The sequence below is a fragment of the Pseudomonas sp. CLCA07 genome, from assembly GCF_053615335.1.
Genome location: NZ_CM132131.1, coordinates 6,616,775 through 6,637,633 on the forward strand (window position 1 = coordinate 6,616,775; position 20,859 = coordinate 6,637,633).

Here is a 20,859-nt window from a genome sequence, read left to right on the forward strand (position 1 = left end):
TTATGCCGCAGTTCTTTATTGATCGCCCGGTATTTGCCTGGGTGGTTGCCTTGTTCATCCTGCTGGCCGGCGCACTGGCCATTCCGCAGTTGCCGGTGGCGCAGTACCCCGACGTCGCGCCGCCGCAAATCGAAATTTACGCCGTGTACCCTGGCGCTTCGGCGCAGACCGTGGACGAGAGCGTGGTCAGCCTGATCGAGGAAGAACTCAACGGCGCCGATCATTTGCTGTATTTCGAATCCCAGAGCAGCCTCGGCAGCGCTACGATCAAAGCGACCTTTCAACCGGGCACCGACCCGGAAATGGCTCAGGTCGATGTGCAAAACCGCCTCAAGGTAGTGGAATCGCGGCTGCCGCAAGCGGTCATTCAGCAAGGCCTGCAAGTAGAAAAAGTCTCCGCCGGTTTCCTGCTGCTGGTCACCCTCACCTCCAGCGACGGCAAGCTCGACGACGTGGCGCTCAGCGATTACCTGGCGCGCAACGTGATGAACGAAATCAAGCGCCTGGACGGCGTCGGCAAGGCGCAGTTGTATGGCGCCGAACGGGCCATGCGCATCTGGATCGATCCGCAGAAGCTGATCGGTTTCAACCTGACCCCAGCGGATGTCAATGCCGCCATTGTCGCGCAGAACGCCCAGGTGTCCGCCGGTAGCATCGGCGACCTGCCGACCCGCACCACACAGGAAATCACCGCGACCATATTGGTGAAGGGCCAGTTGTCGACGCCGCAAGAATTTGCCGACATCGTCCTCAAGGCCAACCCCAACGGTTCTACCGTACGCATCGGCGATGTCGCGCGGGTCGAGATCGGCAGCCAGGAATACAACTTTTCCACCCGCCTGAACGGCAAGCCGTCGACCGCCGTCAGCGTGCAACTGGCGCCGGGTGCCAATGCCCTGAGCACCGCCACGTTGGTGCGCGCGAAGATGGACGAACTGTCGCGCTACTTCCCGGCCGGCGTGGAATACAAGATCCCTTACGACACCTCACCCTTCGTCAAAGTCTCGATCACCAAAGTGGTTTACACCCTTGGCGAGGCGATGCTGTTGGTGTTTGCGGTGATGTTTCTGTTCTTGCAAAACATCCGCTATACGCTGATCCCGACGCTTGTGGTGCCGGTGGCGCTGATGGGTACGTTCGCGACCATGTTGGCGCTGGGGTTCTCGATCAACGTGCTGACCATGTTCGGCATGGTGTTGGCCATCGGTATTCTGGTGGACGACGCCATTGTGGTAGTGGAGAACGTCGAGCGCATCATGGCCACCGAAGGCTTGTCGCCCAAGGAGGCGACGCGCAAGGCCATGAAGCAGATCACCGGAGCGATCATCGGCATCACGCTGGTACTGGTGGCGGTGTTTATTCCGATGGCGTTCATGCAAGGTTCTGTCGGGGTGATTTACCGGCAGTTCTCGTTGTCCATGGCCACTTCGATCCTGTTCTCGGCGTTCCTGGCGCTGACGTTGACTCCGGCGTTGTGCGCGACGCTGCTGAAGCCGCTTGCCAAGGATGAACATCACGAAAAGTCCGGGTTCTTTGGCTGGTTCAATCGGGGTTTTGACCGCGTGACCGAACGCTATCAAGGTTGGGTTGCCTACGCACTGAAACGCAGCGGGCGTTTCTTGTTGATCTATGGCGTGCTGCTGATCGGTCTGGCGGTGTGTTTCAGTCGCCTGCCCTCTTCATTCCTGCCGGTCGAGGACCAGGGTTACACCATCACCGACATTCAACTGCCACCCGGTGCAAGCAAGAATCGGACGGTGCAGGTGGTAGAGCAGATTGAAGCGCACAACGCCACGGAACCGGGCATTGGCGACAGCACCATCATTCTTGGCTTCAGCTTTTCGGGCAGCGGGCAGAACGCCGCGCTGGCTTTTGCCACACTCAAGGACTGGTCTGAACGCGACAGTGACGATTCAGCGAGTTCGATTGCCGACCGGGCCAACGGCGCGCTGAGTCAAATCAAGGACGCCGTGGTTTTTTCCGTTCTGCCACCGCCGGTTGACGGCCTCGGCACTTCCAGCGGGTTCGAGTTCCGCTTGCAGGACCGTGGCGGCCTCGGTCATGCCACGCTGATGCAGGCACGCAGTGAACTGCTCGCCGCAGCCGAGAAAAGCCCGATCCTGATGAACGTGCGCGAAAGCGCCCTGGCCGAAGCGCCGCAAGTGCAACTGGAAGTCGACCGCAAGCAAGCCAATGCGCTGGGCGTTTCGTTTGCCGACATCGGTAACGTGCTGTCCACTACCGTCGGTTCGGCCTACATCAACGACTTCCCCAATCAGGGCCGCATGCAGCGGGTGGTGGTGCAGGCCGAAGGCGATCAGCGTAGCCAGGTGGCTGACCTGCTGAAGATGCACGTGCGCAACAACGCCGGAAAAATGGTGCCTTTGTCGGCTTTCGTCCAGGCCAAATGGACCCAAGGTCCAGCGCAACTGACCCGCTACAACGGCTACCCGGCCATCGCCATTTCCGGAGAACCGTCACCGGGCCACAGCACCGGCGAAGCCATGGCGGAAATCGAGCGGCTGGTTGCGCTTGGCCCGGCGGGATTGGGTCAGGAATGGACGGGGTTGTCGTTGCAGGAACGCTTGTCCGGCAGTCAGGCGCCGATTCTGCTCGGCCTGTCGCTGCTTATCGTGTTCCTGTGCCTGGCGGCTTTGTATGAGAGCTGGTCGATTCCGACCTCGGTGCTGTTGGTGGTGCCGCTGGGTGTGCTCGGCGCGGTGTTGGCCGTGACCTTACGCGGGATGCCCAACGACGTGTTCTTCAAGGTCGGGCTGATCACCATCATCGGCCTGTCGGCGAAGAACGCGATCCTGATCATTGAATTCGCCAAGAGCCTGTACGACGAAGGTCATGATCTGATCGATGCAACACTGCAAGCCGCGCGCTTGCGACTGCGGCCGATTGTGATGACGTCGCTGGCGTTTATCCTCGGCGTGGTGCCATTGGCAATTGCCACCGGGGCCAGCTCGGCGAGTCAGCAAGCGATTGGTACGGGGGTGATTGGCGGGATGATCACGGCGACGCTGGCGGTGGTGTTTGTGCCGGTGTTTTTTGTGGTGGTGATGAAGTTGGTGCGCAAGCGCCACAAAGATCACTAACCCACAACACGGACTAACTGTGGGAGCGAGCCGGCTCCGGGCGGCGTTCCGACGATAGCGGTCTTTCAGTCAACATCATTGTGATGTCTGATGGCCTCATCGCGAGCAGGCTCGCTCCCACATGGGGTCATGTTGCACTGACCTTTGTGGTCACAACCGACTGCACTGGGCTAAGGTATTTGCAAAGCCCTGACGCATCGAGCCTCCATGCCCTTCCTCGCCCGCACCCACCCTCGCCTGTCTGCCGCCACCGCCTTGGGAGTTGCGACAGTCATTCTGGTTCCTGCCGATACGGTCGTTGGTAAAATTCTCGTCGGCTGGAATGTCGGGGTCTGGACTTATTTGATCCTGATGCTGTGGCTCGCAGTCCGCGCCAAGGCGCCAGACGTGAAGCGCATCGCCGAGATCGAAGACGAAAACGCCGGGCTGGTCCTGTTTGTGGTGTGCATCGCAGCGCTTGCCAGCCTTGCCACCATCACCTACGAACTGGCTGGCAGCACAGACCTGGACGCCACCCGCAAATGGCTGCATTACGGCTTTACTGCGCTAAGCGTCATCGGCTCGTGGCTGCTGATCGGGGTGATTTTCAGCGTGCACTACGCCCGTTTGTTTTACACATGGGATGGCAAAGACTTGGCGTTACGCTTTGCGGAGGGGCTGGATAACCCTGATTACTGGGACTTCCTGTACTTCTCGTTCACCATCGGCGTCGCGGTGCAGACCTCGGATGTCAGCGTGGCAACGCGGGAGATGCGCAAAATTGTGCTGGCGCAGTCGCTGATCGGCTTTGTGTTCAATACAGCGATTCTCGGGTTTTCGATCAACATCGCTGCGGGGCTTTTCTGATGATTGATTTCGAAGCGCGATAGCAGACCATTCCTTTATACCTGTCATCTTTGACAGTTTCGCTACGATTGCGCCTGGCTTAGTTTTGGGCAGGCAGGAAACCTTTTCCTGCCGGTTACATGGCCAAGGAGCAACATCATGCCTTCTACAAAACTTGATGCATCAAAACATTCTACAACCGGCACGTTTACAGCCAAAAGTGACGTCGATGGTGATTTCGTGGGTGCCCCACTAGAAATGCAGTTGTACAAAGACAAAGGCCTTTGGTACTTGGGGGCCACTCAGCGGCTTGGTTCCCAGCCGACCGAGTTCAAGGGTATTGATCTGTATTTGCCAGGCGACATTCCCGGAGACGGTCAACCCCGCTCTTTCAAATTCGAGGAACCCTACGAGACCAAGGCAAGGTATTGGCGCTACGAAAACGGAGGGAGTTCACCGTATACCTCAATCAAAGGGGGGGGCACGGTGGAATATTATGCTGTCGAGCAAAGAATGAAAGGCAGCTTCGACTGCACAGCGAGTTTCGGAAGTGAAAACATCACTATCACCGATGCGAACTTTGACTTGACCGGCATCACGAATGCTAAACATCTCCCCCCACGGACTAAACAAGGTCAACTCACCGCAACCCTGGCAGGTGGTATCAGCCAGGAATTCGTGTCTGACGCAATGAATGTCAATCAAGTCGATCAAGAGCTGGCACTCACTGCGGATCATTTCGTTTGGGAACCGCTCCCAACCAGGCAGCACCGTATCACCCTCTTCATCAAGGACGGCGTAAAAGCAGGGCGGTACAGTTTCGCCGAGGACAAAGCACTTATCCGCGCCGCTTACGTCACACCCAATCAGTCTCCCGAGGTTTTTACAGCGATCAGTGGGGAGCTTTACCTCGCATCCGACCCTACCGTCACGCACCTTGAAGGCCGTCTTTCGTTCGACGCCGAAGGCGTAGGCGATCCCGATAAAAAGGTTTCCGTGAAAGAAGGCACGTTTCGTTGGCTTGTTTAACTATCCATCAGTGCCATCCCTTGGTAGACCCGCAGCTGGCTTGGTGTCGAAATCTCAATCGGTCCATGGGGTTACTCCTGGCATGTTCTGCGTGGCTAAGTGTATGGGCCGGCTAATAAAAGTGTTATGCCGCTATTTAAACTGCAATAAAAAACACACTAGCACGCCGCTGTAAACTGTCATGTTTGACAGTTTACAGCGGCGTCCAATAAGCGCTTTCATACGCTATCCCGGAATCTGCCTTTAATAGCGGGATATCTATTGTCATGACTGTGGAGAACGCATAAATGAAGATGAATACACCAGCAACCAGGCAGGCAGTAATGGCCGGGACCTGTGTCGGAACGATTAACACTAGTGACGTGTATGAAGCAGGCCTGGTTACGCTATACGAGTACACCTACCCACCTCTTCATAATGCCGCTTACGTCATGCTTGCCCGGCAACGCACCACTCTCCCCCCTCACACGACAAAGGAAATCATGCTGTCTTTTTCCAAGACGCAGCCCAATGGCACCTATGACGTGACACCCGACACACACATTGTCCGCATCACTTTTGCTGACTTCAGCGACCCGGTCAAACCGGTTATTTACACCCAAAGAGGGGGGAAGGCCGAATTGGCCTACGATGTCACCACCGGTGTTTTTTCCGGAAAGCTAACAAGCGTTGTTGTTGAAAACCACGACGATGACGTGCACAAAACACTAACATTAGACATGACGTTTTCAGCTTACAAGAATACTGCAATGCCCAGTCGTTCTCGCACACGATCCGTCGCTGCGTAGACTTTTCAAATAACCAGGATAATAGAAAAGGAAGCCGAAGCTTCCTTTTTTAATTCATCAGCAAACTGGATTATTTAAAACTCATATCGAACACCAACGTTGACCCCGAAAGGCTGCTCGAAATTTTTACCGTTGCTGTAGTCGAAGTCAGCATGCATATGTAATTTTTTTGTCACAGCCACAGCAACCCCTGTACCTAGCTCGGCACGAGAACCGGACAAATCATTATTAAACACGTTGTTGTTAACCTGGACCTCATTGTTTTTCGAAAACTCGTGAGCCCATGCTGCCCGCAGGTAGGGCTGAATCATAGCGCCATTCTTCAACTCGATATTTCGCCCAGCGGTCACGCCGACCTTACCGATAAAGGAACGGGTACGATCACCTTCGGCCTGTAAATCGTTATCCAGGGAATAGTTCTTGCCTTCAATGACCACCGCAGACCATTGGGTGAAGGGTTCAAGGAAGTTTCCGTTGGCGAAGGTTATATGTTTCCCGACCTCCACCGAACCACCCAGCCCCGTATTGTCATAGTCGCCTTTGGCACGGGTGCCATCGCTCAAACTGACTTTCGCTTCATTGCGAAAACGATTGACCTTGAGGACACCGTCGAAATAGAGACCGGTTTCTGGATCAATCCAGGTCAAATAGGTACCCAGGTAGTAGCTCTGCACATCTCCCGAGGTGCCGGCGTCCAGGTTCAGGTCGGATTTGCTTTGCCCCGCCATCACGCCTATCAGCCAATGACCGTCCCCGATGGGTAACGGTGCGTCTACGCCCAATGTGAAACCTTGCTGGGTTTGCTGATAACCGACACCCGAGCCATCGGCGATATTGTACTTGTTGCCATACGTACGACCCCAAGCGCCCGCGCTACCACTTCTGTATCGAAGTTCCCCCATGCGGGAGCGTAAAGATGTCAGCTCGCCTAACCAAACCGTTGAGGCGGTATTGAAGAGTGCGAGCACCGAGCGCGCGCCCGGGCTGACCGTCCGGGTAGTCGGATCGAGGATCCAGTCATTACCACTTTTCGCCAGCCCATAGGAAAAGGCCCCCAGGTCGACCGCACCATTGAACAAAGAGAATCGGGCATCACCACCGGCGGTTTCGACCACACGAATAGGCTGGCCAGCCGCTGGGTCCACACCGCTGCTGGAAATCAGCAACTCATGGTTCCCACTGGCGTTTCCCGAAACAACCAGCCGATCAGTCTGCCCGGTGGCGAAGTCTGTACCCATCACAAACCGGCCATCGCCCGAGAGGTTGGTGACATTCAATTGGTAGAACGCGTTATCAGCACCGAAAACAACAGAACCGCCATTATTGAGAATCAGATTTTCAACCTGGCTGTTGTCCACCAGCACCCATTTAGAACTGTCATTGATGGTTGCGCTGTTCACGTTTTCCAGTCGACCGGTTAACACCGAATCGTTTTGCAGCGTCAGACGAGTCGTACTGTTCTGGTCACTAACTATATTTCCCGACAAGGTGCTGCCATTGACCACCATCGTCGTGTTGGCACCGCCTCTTACATCAAGCAACGTGTCGTTTCCTGCGATTAACCGTGAGTTACTCAGTGTGATGGCCGCCGTGGATGTAGAGGCATTAGCGAAATCCACAAGGATTGCCGGGCCGCTTGTACCCTGCACAGTCGTGTTGGCGAGGTTAAGCACCGCGGGTTGTACTTCGTTCGGGTCAAGTCGGATGAGCACACCATTTTGCCCTCCGACAATGGTGCTGTTAGTAGCGTTTGCGTGCCCACTCTGCAACTGCAACCCATAGCTGGTAGCGCCGGTTCCTTGAAGAGTGGAATCGGTGACATCCAGCGCGCTGTAAGCACTGACCAATGTACCGCCCAACACACCACTGATGATGCTGTTGCCGGTCACTACAGCGGTTGAGCCTGTCTGAGTGGCGGAGTTTCGAACGACCTGCAACCCGAGTCGATTACCGGTAATCGTGCTGTTGTCGATTACAGCATTACTATTGCTCAACAGCACTGCGGCAAGACCGCCAACACCCGTTACCGTCGCGCCTTTCAAGTTGACGTTTGAACCATTATTGGCAGAAATCTGTTGCGTGACACCGCCGGGATTTACGTTAAGTGTTGAATTATTAGAAGTGATACTTAATGTTTTGGCATTGACCGTCAGCGTGGCATTTTGGCTCAGGGACCAGGTTTCCGGTGTGCCGCCATTGACTGTTTCATTTCCTCCAACGACAGGCGCCGCCGTTGAAAACGAAGTAAATAGTGCCAATAACGAAGGGCACAGTAATACTCGCCGCGACGGTTGCTTGAAAATGAATGAAGATTTGCCTCGCATAATTCACACCTACCTTGATATAGCACTTGGCTGGCGCACTCGAACACGAGCAAGCCTGCTTTTTGAGGGTCGCTAGGCTATCTGGACGCTGCACAAAGTTCTGTAGGATTAATCCTTTTTTTACGCAGGTAAAATCGCTCCATATGTAGGCTAAGTACAGATGAGTATTACGGTGCAACAATTCGGCAGGCGTTATAGCCTGCCGCATTGTTGCAACACCAAAATTTCAGGGTAAAGGGTCCACCTCTTCGCAATACTGCAACTCACTGTTTGTTAAAAACACGCGATGGGTCGCCGGTAGAGAATCTGGTGTATCAGCGCCTCCGTCGCGGGTAATCGAATAGGTAAGTATTCCATCCGCCCCATGCAATGGTTTGAAGTGGGTCAAATAATCGCCTATCTCAATAACTTTGCCGCCATCAGGAAAGTCGCCATCTATGTCAAACGTAGCGGTAGTTTTAATATCAACGGGGGGAGTGTCAGAGGTAACTCCTTTCCACGTCAACGTAATGGTTTCCCCATCCACAGTGAATTGATTTTTATGAATAAGTACTTGCAGGTTTCGCCTATTGGCACCGTCCCCTGACGATCCAAAGTTCAAAGTAGGACAGCCAATACGTTTTGCTGGCCCTGCCAACTTTAATACTTCAGGCGCGGCCATTTCGATTGGAAACTCTTCAACAACGATATCTTTTGTACGAGAGCGGGTTGGGTTATTACCGGTAGCTGTAAACAACACATAGCGTAAAACCTTGGTTCCGCTTTGCTGATCTAGCACAATCTGCCATGGAAGGTCGACGCTCAGCGTTGTGCCTTCCTGGCCCGTCGTTAACGGAATGGTCGCGCCAACCTTGATATCATCATACAAAACATCTATCTGCCATCCTTCCTCTGTAGAGGGTGTGTCGAAGAGTTTAATCGAGACCTTAATGCCGTTATCACCATAATCCTCTTCCAATATTTTATCATCATTGCCTTTCGTGGTTTTAAGCGTTGGAGCCTCAAGGCCAATCAGAATCGGATCAGGACCAATAAATGAAATATCAACTTTTATATCTTTAAAGTGCGTAGCAATTTCGCCTTTGCCAGGGCGAAACATTTTATAGCTAACTTTCGTTTCCACCTCCCCATCGGTGTTGCCATAAACACTTTTTATAACGTTGTACGGAATGGTAAAGGTCAGTTCCGTGTTAGCCCCCACCTCTTGCTCCGGAGTAATTGGCGTTCCGCCCCAATAGACGACAATAGAGTCTTTACGCGCACTTGGCTTGGGCACCTGAACTACAACAGTTGCGATTTGGCTGTCGGCGAGATCAATTAAATTGTCGCCACCGACACCATTTGCCAGGGGAAGAACTGGCGGATGAATCGTCGTTGGATCAATTTCCGGCAAAAACACAACCTCCCGCGTGCTGGCATTTGATCTTTTCCCTTTGTTACCAGCAAGATCGGTCACTACATAGACAAGCAAATTCCTGCCTTCATCCCCGTTCCGGAATACATCAGTGGCGATCTTCACTTCATAGGTTGAGGGCAATGGCCCCTCAAACACTGGCTCATCACGCTCCGTATCAGGCGCTACCCCCCAGAAAAATTTCACCACATCAGTAGCATGATAATTGGCGTAAGCAGCCGTTTTAACGGGGACGCCATCTGTATATCTGATGAGAAAATCCTCATCGATCGGGTCAGTCGGCTCCAGATCTACAGGCCATGTAGGCGCGGCTGGCGTTAGGTTTGTGTTTGAAGATTTTATTTTATACGGAGCAGTGAGATCCACCGCGAAAGTGGTAATTAAAGAATGTCCATCATTCGTCCCGCCAGCCCAATAAACATACTGCAATTCATATTCGGTTGGGGTTTCCGGGTCAAGTTCTTCCTTTAGAAAACTTACCCGAACTAATAGTGGTAATGGCCATTGCCGAGTAGGAATATTGTCATCAAGCGCTATCATATCCTCAAGCTCAGTCCAATCAGCTGCACCCTTCTTACGGATAAACAGCTCTATGAGATCTCCTACAGCTTCAGCCGTTGGCTTTGGAATGGTGTATTCCAATGGCGCTGTCAAATGTTCTATTGGTATCCGCAAATCAGGCAACAGCGTTTGTTGTGTAATCGTAGACGCAGGTGGGGGATCCGCAAGCACCCCCTCAGGCCTGGAGTATTGTTGCTGCAGGAATGCTGCTCTCGTCCGATTGCCAAGCTCAACTTTTGCGTTCATTTATATGATCTCCATCTATCCGCATCGATAGCGCAACAAACCAAGCAGTAAGCCGACCACGTCGTGCGCAATTATTCACTTTATTTCGACATTTTACTTATGCTTACTACGCGATTCAGGTCCACATAGACCATTACCCGGAATAACCCTGTCTACTCTGAGCAACGCTGTTGTCGACTGCCCTAGTTTTTTTCTGCCGCGATACATGATGTAATTGACTAGAGCGGAAGCTTTATCTTCCATAGGTTTGATATGCACATCATAGGGTTCTATTACCACCACAAACCCTTCCTTAATATCTTGAACACTTATAACAAGTCGCTCGATTTTCTTATAAGCCCGACGAAACTGAATACTGCTGCCGTTCGGACTTATATAAGCACGCCATACAATTTCACACCGATCTCCCACTTCAAACCCCTTGAGCGGTGGAATTTTTACTTTAATTCCATCCCACATTGGCGGATCAGTCTGGCAATTGATATATCCCCAACCATTCGCGTCGGGAAAACCGGCCTCAGGAAGATCCTTAATGATTGGCGAATGATCGATGGTGAGTGTTCGACGAAAAGAGGGGGCCGGGTTATCAGCCGTGTTAAATTGCACATACCATAAGTTACCGGGCCCGTTTACTTTCAAATACTCCGGTCCAATATGGATAATGAATTCTGGCTTTATATCTGCCGGATAGTAGATATTTTCTATCATTACCAGCGGCTGTCCAGGCTGTTCAAAATAAACACGCAAGATGTCCCGCTCTCCATCCTCTTTGGCGGGGTTATCCCAAAGCTTAACAACCACATCAATCCCCCGGGCCAGTAACTCAAAAGGGATGTGTCCCGCCGGATCAACGTCAGGATCGGCGACGCCAATTACTTTCGGCGGGTCGTAAGTAAGCGGTTGGCGGGAAGGCATCTAACAAATCCTCATCGGGCCGTAGCGCATTGTTCGTCGGGTGGGTGTCATGAGTTAAGTAAATTAAGCGCCGCGCGAGCAAGGCTGACTACTGTCATATCTGACAGGTCCCGCTACCGTTCGTCTGTTATCCCTATGCCGACTGGCTACGTCATCCTTGACGAACGTCAGGTAATGATGTTTTCTGAAACCGGTTTCATAGGTTTCAGTTTCAACATGCGAACCACTCCAACAACAAGGTCGCTTGAATGAACGATTTCTCCGCCGCCCAACGCAGTCGCGTCACCATGCTCGACGTCGCCGAACACGCCGGTGTCTCCAAGGCTAGCGTCTCGCGCTTCATCGGCGACGACCGCGCCTTGCTCTCCGATGCCACCGCCCTGCGCATCGAGCAGGCGATTGCCGCACTCGGCTACCGCCCCAACCAGATGGCCCGCGGTCTTAAACGCGGGCGTACTCGTCTGATCGGCATGCTGGTGGCCGATATCCGTAACCCTTATTCGATCGCCGTGATGCACGGGGTGGAAACCGCTTGCCGTCAACACGGCTACAGCCTGGTGGTGTGCAACACCGACCGCGATGACGAGCAGGAGCGTCAGCACCTGGCGCTGCTGCGCTCGTACAACATCGAAGGTTTGATCGTGAACACCCTAGGCCATCACCTCAACGAGCTGCGCGAACTGCATCGCGAAATGCCGTTGGTGTTGGTGGACCGCAAGGTCGAACAGCTGGAGAGCGATCTGGTCGGGCTGGACAACCCGGCGGCGGTGGAAATGGCCCTCGCCCATTTGCAGGAACGCGGTTATCGCGATGTGCTGATGGTGACGGAACCGCTTGACGGCACCAGCGCGCGGATCGAGCGGGTGAGCAGTTTCAAGGCGCAGATCGCACAGCGCCCGGCATTCAGAGGTGCGGTGGTCGAGACTGGCAGCGAGCTGACCACGCAGTTGAAAACATTCTTGAATACCTCAGGCCCTGGCCCGAAAGCAGTGTTCTGTGCCAATGGCATTGCCGCGCTGGCCAGTACTCATTCGCTGCGTGAATTGCAATGCAATCTGTTTGCGGACGTGGGGGTGATCGCACTGGATGATCTGGATTGGTATCCGTTGGTAGGCAGCGGGATTACCGCGCTTGCTCAGCCGACGGAAGAAATTGGCGCGAGCGCGTTTGAGTGTTTGCTCAAGCGGTTGCGCGGGGATGTCGGTGCAGTGCGGACCCTGGATTTTTCGGCGCGGTTGATTGTGCGGGGGTCGACCCTTGGAAATTTGCGGTGATTGTTATGGCCCCTTCGCGGGCAAGCCCGCTCCCACATTGGAATGCGTTCAACTGTAGGAGCGGGCTTGCCCGCGAAGGGGCCCTAAAAAGCAACACATCAACCAATCAGCCATTTTTTTGAACAAAAATGAAACCGGTTTCAGAGGTGTAGAACAATGAATAAACCACCCGTTTCCATCAGCTTGTCCAGCTACGGCGCAGACCTTGTGCGCCAACGCGGCCAAGGCAGTTTTATCGACATATTGGCCGCTGCCGGCGCCACGCAAATTGAATGGCGCGAAGAATTGCTGACGGATGAAAACCCGCTGCAACTGGCTGACGACAGCCGATCCCAAGGTCTGGAATGCATCTACTCCGCGCCGATGGAACTGTGGCTGGCCGGTCAGTCCAAACCCAATCCCGAACTGCTCACCACGCTTGAGCGTGCCGAATCGTTCGGCGCCAAATGGCTGAAGGTCTCCCTGGGTTACTTCACCGACAACAATGATCTGCAGACATTGAGCCGCGTCCTCGCTCAGAGCCCAGTGCAGTTGCTGGTGGAAAACGACCAGACCTTGCACGGCGGCCGTATCGAACCGTTTCAACGCTTCTTCGGCGAGGTCGAACAACACCAATTGCCGATCAAAATGACCTTCGACATCGGCAATTGGCAATGGCAAGACCAGTCCGCCGCCAGCGCCGCGCGGTTGCTCGGTCGGCATGTCGGTTACGTGCACTGCAAAGCCGTGACACGCCGCGCCGACGGCAAACTGGTTGCCATCCCGCCGACGCCCAGCGACGTGCAACTGTGGGAACAACTGTTGCGGCACATGACCCAAGGCGTTATGCGCGCGGCGGAATACCCGCTGCAAGGCGATGACCTGGTGCAACTGACCCGGGAACACGTCGCCACCCTCGCCCACCTTGGTCAACCCCGGTTGGAGAGTGCTCATGTCTGAGTTCGATATCCTGTCGTTCGGCGAAACCATGGCAATGTTTGTCGCCGAGCAAAGCGGTGATCTGGCCGACATCGGCCAGTTCCACAAACGTATTGCCGGGGCGGACAGCAACGTAGCGATTGGCCTTTCACGGCTTGGATTCAACGTGGCGTGGTTGAGCCGGGTGGGCGCCGATTCGTTGGGGCGATTTGTTTTCGATACGCTGCGCAAAGAAGGCCTGGATTGCGACCATGTCGCCATCGACCCGGCGCACCCGACCGGGTTTCAGCTCAAGTCCCGCACTGACGATGGCGGCGATCCGGCGGTGGAATATTTCCGTCGCGGTTCGGCGGCCAGTCATTTGTCGGTGCAGTCGATTGCCCCGCCACTGCTCGGCGCCCGGCACCTACACGCCACCGGCATTCCGCCAGCCTTGTCCGCATCCGCACGGGAAATGTCCTTTGAGTTGATGACCCGCATGCGTCATGCCGGGCGCAGTGTGTCCTTCGACCCAAACCTGCGCCCAAGCCTGTGGGCCAGCGAGCGGTTGATGATCACCGAGATAAACCGCCTTGCCGCCCTCGCCCATTGGGTGCTGCCGGGGTTGAGTGAAGGTCGCTTGCTGACCGGTTTTGAGGACCCAGCGGATATTGCGGCGTTTTACCTTGATCTCGGTGCTGAAGCGGTGGCGATCAAGTTGGGCCCACAAGGCGCGTATTACCGCACACCTGTAGATCAGGGATTTGTCGCCGGTGTGCCGGTGGCAACCGTGGTCGATACGGTCGGCGCTGGTGATGGTTTTGCCGTCGGCATGATCAGCGCGCTCCTGGAAAACCACAGCGTTGCCGACGCGGTGCGGCGGGCCAACTGGATTGGTAGCCGCGCGGTGCAGAGTCGGGGGGATATGGAGGGTTTGCCGACCCGGTTCGAAATGTCCGCTGAATTTGAGGGCGTCAATCGCGAGCAAGCTCTGCTCCTACAGGTCCTGTAGGAGCAAGGCTTGCCCGCGATTGACGCCCTTGCAGTCACTAAAGATTTAACCCGTTACCTGCTGCGACAAAAACAACAAGCTCAGGAGCACCATCATGAAAACAGCTTCACTCCCCACCCGCCGCTGGTGGTACATCATGCCCATCGTGTTCATCACCTATAGCCTGGCGTATCTGGACCGCGCCAACTACGGGTTCGCCGCTGCCTCGGGCATGGCCGCCGACCTGATGATCACGCCCGGCCTGTCGTCGATGCTCGGCGCGCTGTTTTTTCTCGGTTACTTTTTCTTTCAGGTGCCGGGCGCAATCTATGCGCAGAAGCACAGCGTCAAGAAACTGATTTTCGTCAGCCTGATTCTCTGGGGCGGCCTCGCGACGCTGACCGGGATCGTCTCCAACGCCTACTGGCTGATTGTCATCCGCTTCATGCTCGGCGTGGTCGAAGCCGCCGTCATGCCGGCGATGCTGATCTATCTGTGCCACTGGTTTACCCGTGCCGAACGCTCGCGCGCCAACACCTTCCTGATCCTCGGCAACCCGGTGACCATGCTCTGGATGTCAGTGGTGTCGGGTTATCTGGTGCAGCATTTCAGCTGGCGCTGGATGTTCATCATCGAAGGGTTGCCGGCGGTACTCTGGGCGTTTATCTGGTGGCGTCTGGCCGATGACCGTCCGGCACAAGCCACGTGGCTCAGTGATCAAGAGAAGCAGGACCTGGAAAGCGCCCTCGCCGCCGAACAGGTCGGCATTAAAGCGGTGAAAAATTACGCTGAAGCCTTTCGCTCGCCGAAGGTGATCATCCTCGCCTTGCAGTTTTTCTGCTGGAGCATTGGGGTTTATGGCTTCGTGTTGTGGCTGCCGTCGATCCTCAAGGCTGGCGCGCAGATGGACATGATCGAGGCGGGTTGGCTGTCGGCGCTGCCGTATCTGGCCGCTGTGATTGGCATGCTGTTGGTGTCCTGGAGTTCGGACAAATTGCAGAAGCGTAAACGCTTCGTCTGGCCGCCGCTGCTGATCGCCTCCATCGCGTTCTACGGTTCCTACGCGTTGGGCGCCGAACATTTCTGGTGGTCCTACACCCTGCTGGTGATTGCCGGCGCCTGCATGTATGCGCCTTACGGGCCGTTTTTCGCGATCATCCCGGAGATTCTTCCGGCCAACGTCGCCGGCGGCGCCATGGCGCTGATCAACAGCATGGGCGCGCTGGGATCGTTTGGCGGCTCGTATCTGGTCGGCTACTTAAACAGCAGCACCGGATCGCCGGGGGCTTCGTATTTGCTGATGAGCGGCGCGTTGATGCTCTCAGTGGTGCTGACGATTTTCCTCAAGCCCGGTGCCAGTGACCGGGTCGTGGAGAAGATTGCTGCACAACGTCCAGCGGCTGCTCACCCTTGATTTGAAATTGAGAACATGACGATGAAAAAGCAGGTTGTGCTGTACAAGAAACTCTCGCCGTTGCTCATGGCTCGCCTGCATGAGCACACCGAGGTGACGCTGATCGACAACCTCAACCCGCAGGGCCTCGCGCAATTGCGTGAGGCCCTGCCCCGCGCCCACGGTTTGCTCGGCGCGAGCCTGAAACTGGACGCGGAGTTATTGGACCTGGCGCCGAATCTCGAAGCCATCGCCAGCGTCTCCGTCGGCGTCGACAACTACGACATCGATTACCTCACCGAGCGCCGCATCCTGCTCAGCAACACGCCGGACGTGCTGACTGAAACGACCGCGGACACCGGTTTCGCGCTGATTCTGGCGACCGCCCGGCGTGTGGTGGAACTGGCGAACATGGTTCGCAACGGCCAGTGGAAACGCAACATCGGCCCGCAGCATTTCGGCACCGATGTGCATGGCAAGACGCTGGGCATCATCGGCATGGGACGCATCGGCGAGGCCTTGGCGCAACGCGGGCATTTCGGGTTCGGCATGCCGGTGATCTATCACAGCCATTCGCCGAAACCGGCGGTGGAACAGCGTTTCAACGCGCAGTACCGCAACCTGACAGCGTTGTTGCAGGAGGCAGATTTCATTTGCCTGACCTTGCCGCTGACGGCTGAAACCGAGGGGTTGATTGGCGCTGAAGAGTTCGCCTTGATGCGCCCGGAGAGCATTTTCATCAACATTTCCCGGGGCAAGGTGGTGGACGAAGCTGCGCTGATTGCAGCGCTGCGCGCGGGACAGATTCGGGGTGCGGGGCTGGATGTGTTTGAGCGTGAGCCGCTGGAGGTGGATTCGCCGCTGTTGACGTTGAACAACGTGGTAGCGACGCCGCACATGGGGTCGGCGACGCATGAGACGCGAGAGGCGATGGCCACGTGCGCGGTGGATAATTTGCTGATGGCGTTGGCGGGTGAGCGACCGAGGAATTTGGTGAATGCATCGGCGTGGCGTGGCTGAATCTTTCGTCGTTTGTTGGTCAGCCTTCGCGAGCAGGCTCGCTCCCACATTGGATCTGTGGCGTTCACAAATCTCCTGTGGGAGCGAGCCTGCTCGCGAAGGGGCCATCAAACTCAGCGCAAATCTTTCAGGCCCGGCGCGCGTCCAGAAGATCCGCCGCACACAGCGCAATCCGCCGACACGCATCCGCCAGTTGCACCTGATCCACAACCAACCCGATCCGGATATGTCCCGCTGCGCTCGGCCCAAACGCCTCCCCCGCCAGCACTGACACGCCATAGCCCTCCAGCAACCGCTCGGCAAAACCCTGGGCACCCAGCCCGGTCTGGCGCACATCCACCATCACAAACATCCCGCCATCCGGCCGCACAGGCCTGATGCCGGGGCAACCGCTCAACCGCGCGCACACCAGATCCCGGCGCTGGCGATATTCCTCGCGCATCAACGCCACTTCCGGCAGGTTTTGATCCAGCGCCAATTGGGCCGCGTTCTGGATGAAGTCCGGAATCCCGAACAGCATGCACAACGACAGATTCACCAGATGCTCGGCCATGGGTTTCGGGCCAATCACCCAGCCGACCCGCCAGCCACTCATGGCGTGGGACTTGGACAAGCTGTTGATGGTCGCAGTGCGCTCGGCCATGCCCGGCAGACTCGCCGGGCTGGTGTGCTCGCCCTCGAACAACAGGTCGCTGTAGACCTCATCGCTGATCAGCCACAGGTCATGGCGCAGGCACAATTCGGCGAGCTCTTGCCAAGTGTGTAGCGGCAAACTGGCGCCGGACGGATTGTTCGGACTGTTGAGCAGGATGACCCGGGTTTTCGGAGTAATCAGTGCCGCGATATCCGCCGGATCGACACGAAAGCCGTTCTCCGGACGCACCGCCACCGGCACCACTTTAGCGGCGCAGGCGCCGAACACGCCCTCATAGGTCACATACATTGGCTCGGCGACGATCACTTCATCGCCCGGATCGAGCAGGCATTGCGCGACCGAGTACACCGCGCATTGCGCCCCTGGAAACACAATGACATGGTCGGCGTCCACGCCCTGACCACTGCGCTGGCGATGGCGTCGAGCAATGCTGCTGCGCAGCCCTCGACTGCCGCGCACCTCCGGGTAATGGGTGTCGCCGGCCTGCAAGCTGTCGATGGCGGCCTGGACAATGGGTTGTGGCGTGTCGAAGTCTGGATCACCAATCGACAGCAGCAAGACATCGACACCCTGCTCGCGCATTTCCAGCGCTCGGTCATGAATCTGCCAGGCTGCCGCTCCGTCTCCGGCAATTCGTTTGGTCAAGGCTGAATAGCGCATGTGATTCTCCTGTCGTGCGCGGACTCCCAGCCATCACCCTATCTCAAATCACGAAACGCGCCACCATGGCATTCAAATCCACTGCCAGACGCGACAGTTTATGGGTGGCGGTTTAAATCCTGCGACTGCTGCGCAGTCGGACGCAGCCTCGCAGGCTCGGCAGCTGCTACGAGTTTTGCGTCAGGCTTTGGCGATTCGCCAGACCCGTGCGATGTCACTGGCGCGATCACGCAACAATCGTGGCGCTTCAGCGCACGCCTGTTCCAGCGTTATCGGCCCGCTCGCCAAGGCAAACGCGGCATCGATGCCGTGTTCGTACAACGCCTGATAACCCTCGCCCAAGGTGCCGGCGATCACGATCACCGGCACGCCGTGCTGCCGGGCAATGCGCGCCACGCCGAACGGCGTCTTGCCACGCAAGGTCTGGGCATCGAATCGCCCTTCGCCAGTGATCACCAGGTCAGCACCCTGCACCGCTTCTGCCAAACCGACCAGTTCGGCAACCACTTCCACGCCAGCCTGAAATTGCGCGCCGAGAAATGCCTTCGCGGCAAAACCAAGACCGCCCGCCGCGCCGCTGCCCGGTTCGTCCTTTACGTCGTGACCCAACGAATGGGCGCACAGTTCGGCAAAGTGCCCAAGCGCGTTATCCAGTAGCTGCACTTGCTCGGGCGATGCGCCTTTTTGTGGGCCGAAAATGGCTGAAGCGCCGTGAGGCCCGCACAGTGGATTGTTAACGTCGGCAGCGATGTCGAAGCGCACCTCGGCCAGACGTGGGTCGAAGTCACTGAGATCGATGCGATCCAGTTGTGCCAACGCCAAACCGCCCGGCGCCACGGTTTGCCCCTGCGCATCCAGCAATTTGATGCCCAGCGCCTGCATCGCTCCGGCGCCGCCATCGTTGGTGGCGCTGCCGCCAATCGCCAGAATCACCCGTTGCGCCCCGACGTCGAGGGCCGCGCGAATCAGTTCGCCGGTGCCGAAGGTGCTGCTGATGCATGCATCGCGCTTGCCCGGCGGAACCAACTGCAAACCGCTGGCTTCTGCCATTTCGATGATCGCGGTGTGGTTGTGCGGCAACCAGCCCCACGCGGCATTGACCGTTGCACCGAGCGGACCACGTACATTGGTGCGGCGCAATTCGCCCTCGCAGGCCGCCAGAATCGACTCGACCGTGCCTTCGCCGCCGTCGGCCATCGGGCACTTGAGCAGTTGCGCATCAGGCCAGACGTCTGCCAGACCCAGCGCAATAGCGTCGGCCACGCCTTGGGCGCTGAGGCTGTCCTTGAACGAATCGGGGGCGATGACGATTTTCATGCGAATTCTCCAGTTCCAATGCGTTCCATGCTGCCAGTAGCCCCGGACAATAACGCCAGGCCGCTGCACAAGTAGGCATGGCGTTTATTGTTCATTTTCACAAAATCCTACCGACCTACACACTTGTTGTAGCAGCTGCCGAGCCCGCGAGGTTGCGTTCGGCGGCGAAGCCGTCGTAAACCCGGCAAGCACAATTTCCCTGACACACCGCAGTGCATTATTTTACGACTGCTGCGCAGCCGAACGTAGCCTCGCGGGCTCGGCAGCTGCTACGGGACGGGTGTTCGGTCAGTCTGATTGCGGCAGGAGTTGGACGCCAAGATAGAGCGCAAGCATCCCATCCAGCTTGAGTGGATCAACACCACTCAGCTCGGCAATCCGCTCCATCCGATACCGCAAGCTGTTTCGATGAATCCCCAGTGCATCGGCACACGCCTGGCTCTGCCCATCGTGATCACACCAACTGCGCAAGGTCGCCAACAGTTGGCCGTTGCCGTCCTTGGCGATGACTTTGCGCAGCGGTTTAAGCAATTCGTCCAGCGCATCGTCGTTGCGATGCCGCCAGAGCATCACCGGTAATCGGTAACGGGTGAGCGTCAGCAAGCGCGAACGCGGCAACACATCGCGCCCGTATGCCAGCAAGTCGCCGACACGGCGGTAGCAGCGCCGCAGCCCCGACAATCCCTCGGCCTGCCCGCCCACGGCAATGCGCAAAATATTCCAGCCGAGGCCGTCGAGTTTTTCCAGCAGCCGTTCATTTTCGATAGTTTGCGAGGCCGGTCGGCACCACAGCAACGACGACTTCGCCGAACTCACGCACCAACTGTCCGGGTAACGCGAGGTCAGCCAGGCACTCAGCGCTTCAACGGTTTGCGCCGGGCCGTGTTCCATGCCCAATTCAAACAGATAAGGCACCCGCGTCATCTGTGGTTTGAGCCCCAACTGCTGCGCTTCGTCGAGCAATCGTGGCGAATCCCCCGCCTCGCTCAGCAGCAACGCCAGCAGATCATCGCAACGCTGGCGCCGCCATTGCTGCTCGGCCTGCTGATTGCGCTGGCCGACCAGCATCTCTGCGGTCATTCGCACCAATTCGGCGTAAGTGCGCAGTGCCTCAGGCGCGCCAGTTATGCCGAGCACGCCAATCAAGCGCCCATCGAGCAGCAGCGGAAGGTTGATGCCCGGTTGCACACCTTTGAGATGAATCGCGGTTTGCGCGTCGATCTCCACCACACGACCGTTGGCCAGCACCAGTTGCGCCCCTTCATGGCGGGTATTGATGCGCTCCGGCTCGCCGCTGCCAAGAATCAATCCCTGACTGTCCATGACGTTGACGTTGTACGGCAGGATGGCCATCGCCCGGTCGACGATGTCCTGGGCCAGGTCGTGATCGAGTTCGAACATAACGGGGGTCCTTGAAAACGGTGTGGGACGGGTTGTTCACCCGCACAG

Annotated in this window: 15 protein-coding genes; 9 read left to right on the forward strand and 6 right to left on the reverse strand. The window is 56.6% G+C overall.

Annotated features, from left to right (window positions below; all coding sequences use genetic code 11):
* Positions 1-2: 2 nt before the first annotated feature.
* From ACWGZX_RS30305 to ACWGZX_RS30320, 4 genes are all read left to right on the forward strand, one after another.
* Positions 3-3,101: a multidrug efflux RND transporter permease subunit gene (locus ACWGZX_RS30305; protein WP_452626693.1), complete on the forward strand. Its 3,099-nt coding sequence runs from the start codon at positions 3-5 to the stop codon at positions 3,099-3,101.
* A gap of 207 nt (positions 3,102-3,308) precedes the next feature.
* On the forward strand, positions 3,309-3,947 hold the full coding sequence (locus ACWGZX_RS30310) for a DUF1345 domain-containing protein (RefSeq protein WP_452626694.1): 639 nt from the start codon (positions 3,309-3,311) through the stop codon (positions 3,945-3,947).
* A gap of 138 nt (positions 3,948-4,085) precedes the next feature.
* Positions 4,086-4,955, forward strand: coding sequence for a hypothetical protein (locus ACWGZX_RS30315; protein ID WP_452626695.1), 870 nt, complete (start codon positions 4,086-4,088; stop codon positions 4,953-4,955).
* Between the two features lie 287 nt (positions 4,956-5,242).
* Positions 5,243-5,743 carry a hypothetical protein gene (locus ACWGZX_RS30320; protein WP_452626696.1) on the forward strand — a complete coding sequence of 167 codons (501 nt, stop codon included), beginning with the start codon at positions 5,243-5,245 and terminating at the stop codon, positions 5,741-5,743.
* A 74-nt stretch (positions 5,744-5,817) separates the two neighbouring features.
* Here the strand turns inward: ACWGZX_RS30320 and ACWGZX_RS30325 are convergent, their stop codons facing one another.
* The 3 genes from ACWGZX_RS30325 to ACWGZX_RS30335 form a co-directional block, all read right to left on the reverse strand.
* Positions 5,818-8,067 carry an autotransporter outer membrane beta-barrel domain-containing protein gene (locus ACWGZX_RS30325; protein WP_452626697.1) on the reverse strand — a complete coding sequence of 750 codons (2,250 nt, stop codon included), beginning with the start codon at positions 8,065-8,067 and terminating at the stop codon, positions 5,818-5,820.
* Positions 8,068-8,293: 226 nt separating this feature from the next.
* The gene (locus tag ACWGZX_RS30330; RefSeq protein ID WP_452626698.1) at positions 8,294-10,288 is read right to left on the reverse strand and encodes a hypothetical protein; all 1,995 of its coding nucleotides are present in this window, start codon (positions 10,286-10,288) and stop codon (positions 8,294-8,296) included.
* Between the two features lie 93 nt (positions 10,289-10,381).
* Complete coding sequence (locus tag ACWGZX_RS30335) at positions 10,382-11,203, reverse strand: hypothetical protein (protein ID WP_452626699.1); 822 nt, start codon at positions 11,201-11,203, stop codon at positions 10,382-10,384.
* A gap of 248 nt (positions 11,204-11,451) precedes the next feature.
* Between ACWGZX_RS30335 and ACWGZX_RS30340 the strand changes: the two genes are divergently transcribed.
* The 5 genes from ACWGZX_RS30340 (at position 11,452) to ACWGZX_RS30360 (ending at position 16,778) form a co-directional block, all read left to right on the forward strand.
* Positions 11,452-12,477 (forward strand): LacI family DNA-binding transcriptional regulator, encoded by a 1,026-nt coding sequence (locus ACWGZX_RS30340; protein ID WP_452626700.1) that lies wholly within the window; start codon positions 11,452-11,454, stop codon positions 12,475-12,477.
* A 156-nt stretch (positions 12,478-12,633) separates the two neighbouring features.
* Complete coding sequence (locus ACWGZX_RS30345) at positions 12,634-13,416, forward strand: sugar phosphate isomerase/epimerase family protein (protein WP_452626701.1); 783 nt, start codon at positions 12,634-12,636, stop codon at positions 13,414-13,416.
* Complete coding sequence (locus ACWGZX_RS30350) at positions 13,409-14,386, forward strand: sugar kinase (RefSeq protein WP_452626702.1); 978 nt, start codon at positions 13,409-13,411, stop codon at positions 14,384-14,386. The genes ACWGZX_RS30345 and ACWGZX_RS30350 overlap by 8 nt, the downstream gene beginning before the upstream one ends.
* A gap of 94 nt (positions 14,387-14,480) precedes the next feature.
* On the forward strand, positions 14,481-15,779 hold the full coding sequence (locus tag ACWGZX_RS30355) for an MFS transporter (RefSeq protein WP_452626703.1): 1,299 nt from the start codon (positions 14,481-14,483) through the stop codon (positions 15,777-15,779).
* A 21-nt stretch (positions 15,780-15,800) separates the two neighbouring features.
* A complete protein-coding gene (locus ACWGZX_RS30360) occupies positions 15,801-16,778 on the forward strand; it encodes an NAD(P)-dependent oxidoreductase (RefSeq protein ID WP_452626704.1) in 978 nt (325 codons plus the stop codon).
* A gap of 127 nt (positions 16,779-16,905) precedes the next feature.
* Here ACWGZX_RS30360 and ACWGZX_RS30365 read toward each other — a convergent pair whose 3' ends face one another.
* From ACWGZX_RS30365 to ACWGZX_RS30375, 3 genes are all read right to left on the reverse strand, one after another.
* The gene (locus ACWGZX_RS30365) at positions 16,906-18,093 is read right to left on the reverse strand and encodes a pyridoxal phosphate-dependent aminotransferase (protein ID WP_452626705.1); all 1,188 of its coding nucleotides are present in this window, start codon (positions 18,091-18,093) and stop codon (positions 16,906-16,908) included.
* 180 nt (positions 18,094-18,273) lie between these two features.
* Positions 18,274-19,410: a glycerate kinase gene (locus ACWGZX_RS30370; protein ID WP_452626706.1), complete on the reverse strand. Its 1,137-nt coding sequence runs from the start codon at positions 19,408-19,410 to the stop codon at positions 18,274-18,276.
* Between the two features lie 288 nt (positions 19,411-19,698).
* Positions 19,699-20,811 (reverse strand): sugar diacid recognition domain-containing protein, encoded by a 1,113-nt coding sequence (locus tag ACWGZX_RS30375; RefSeq protein WP_452626707.1) that lies wholly within the window; start codon positions 20,809-20,811, stop codon positions 19,699-19,701.
* Positions 20,812-20,859 lie beyond the last annotated feature (48 nt).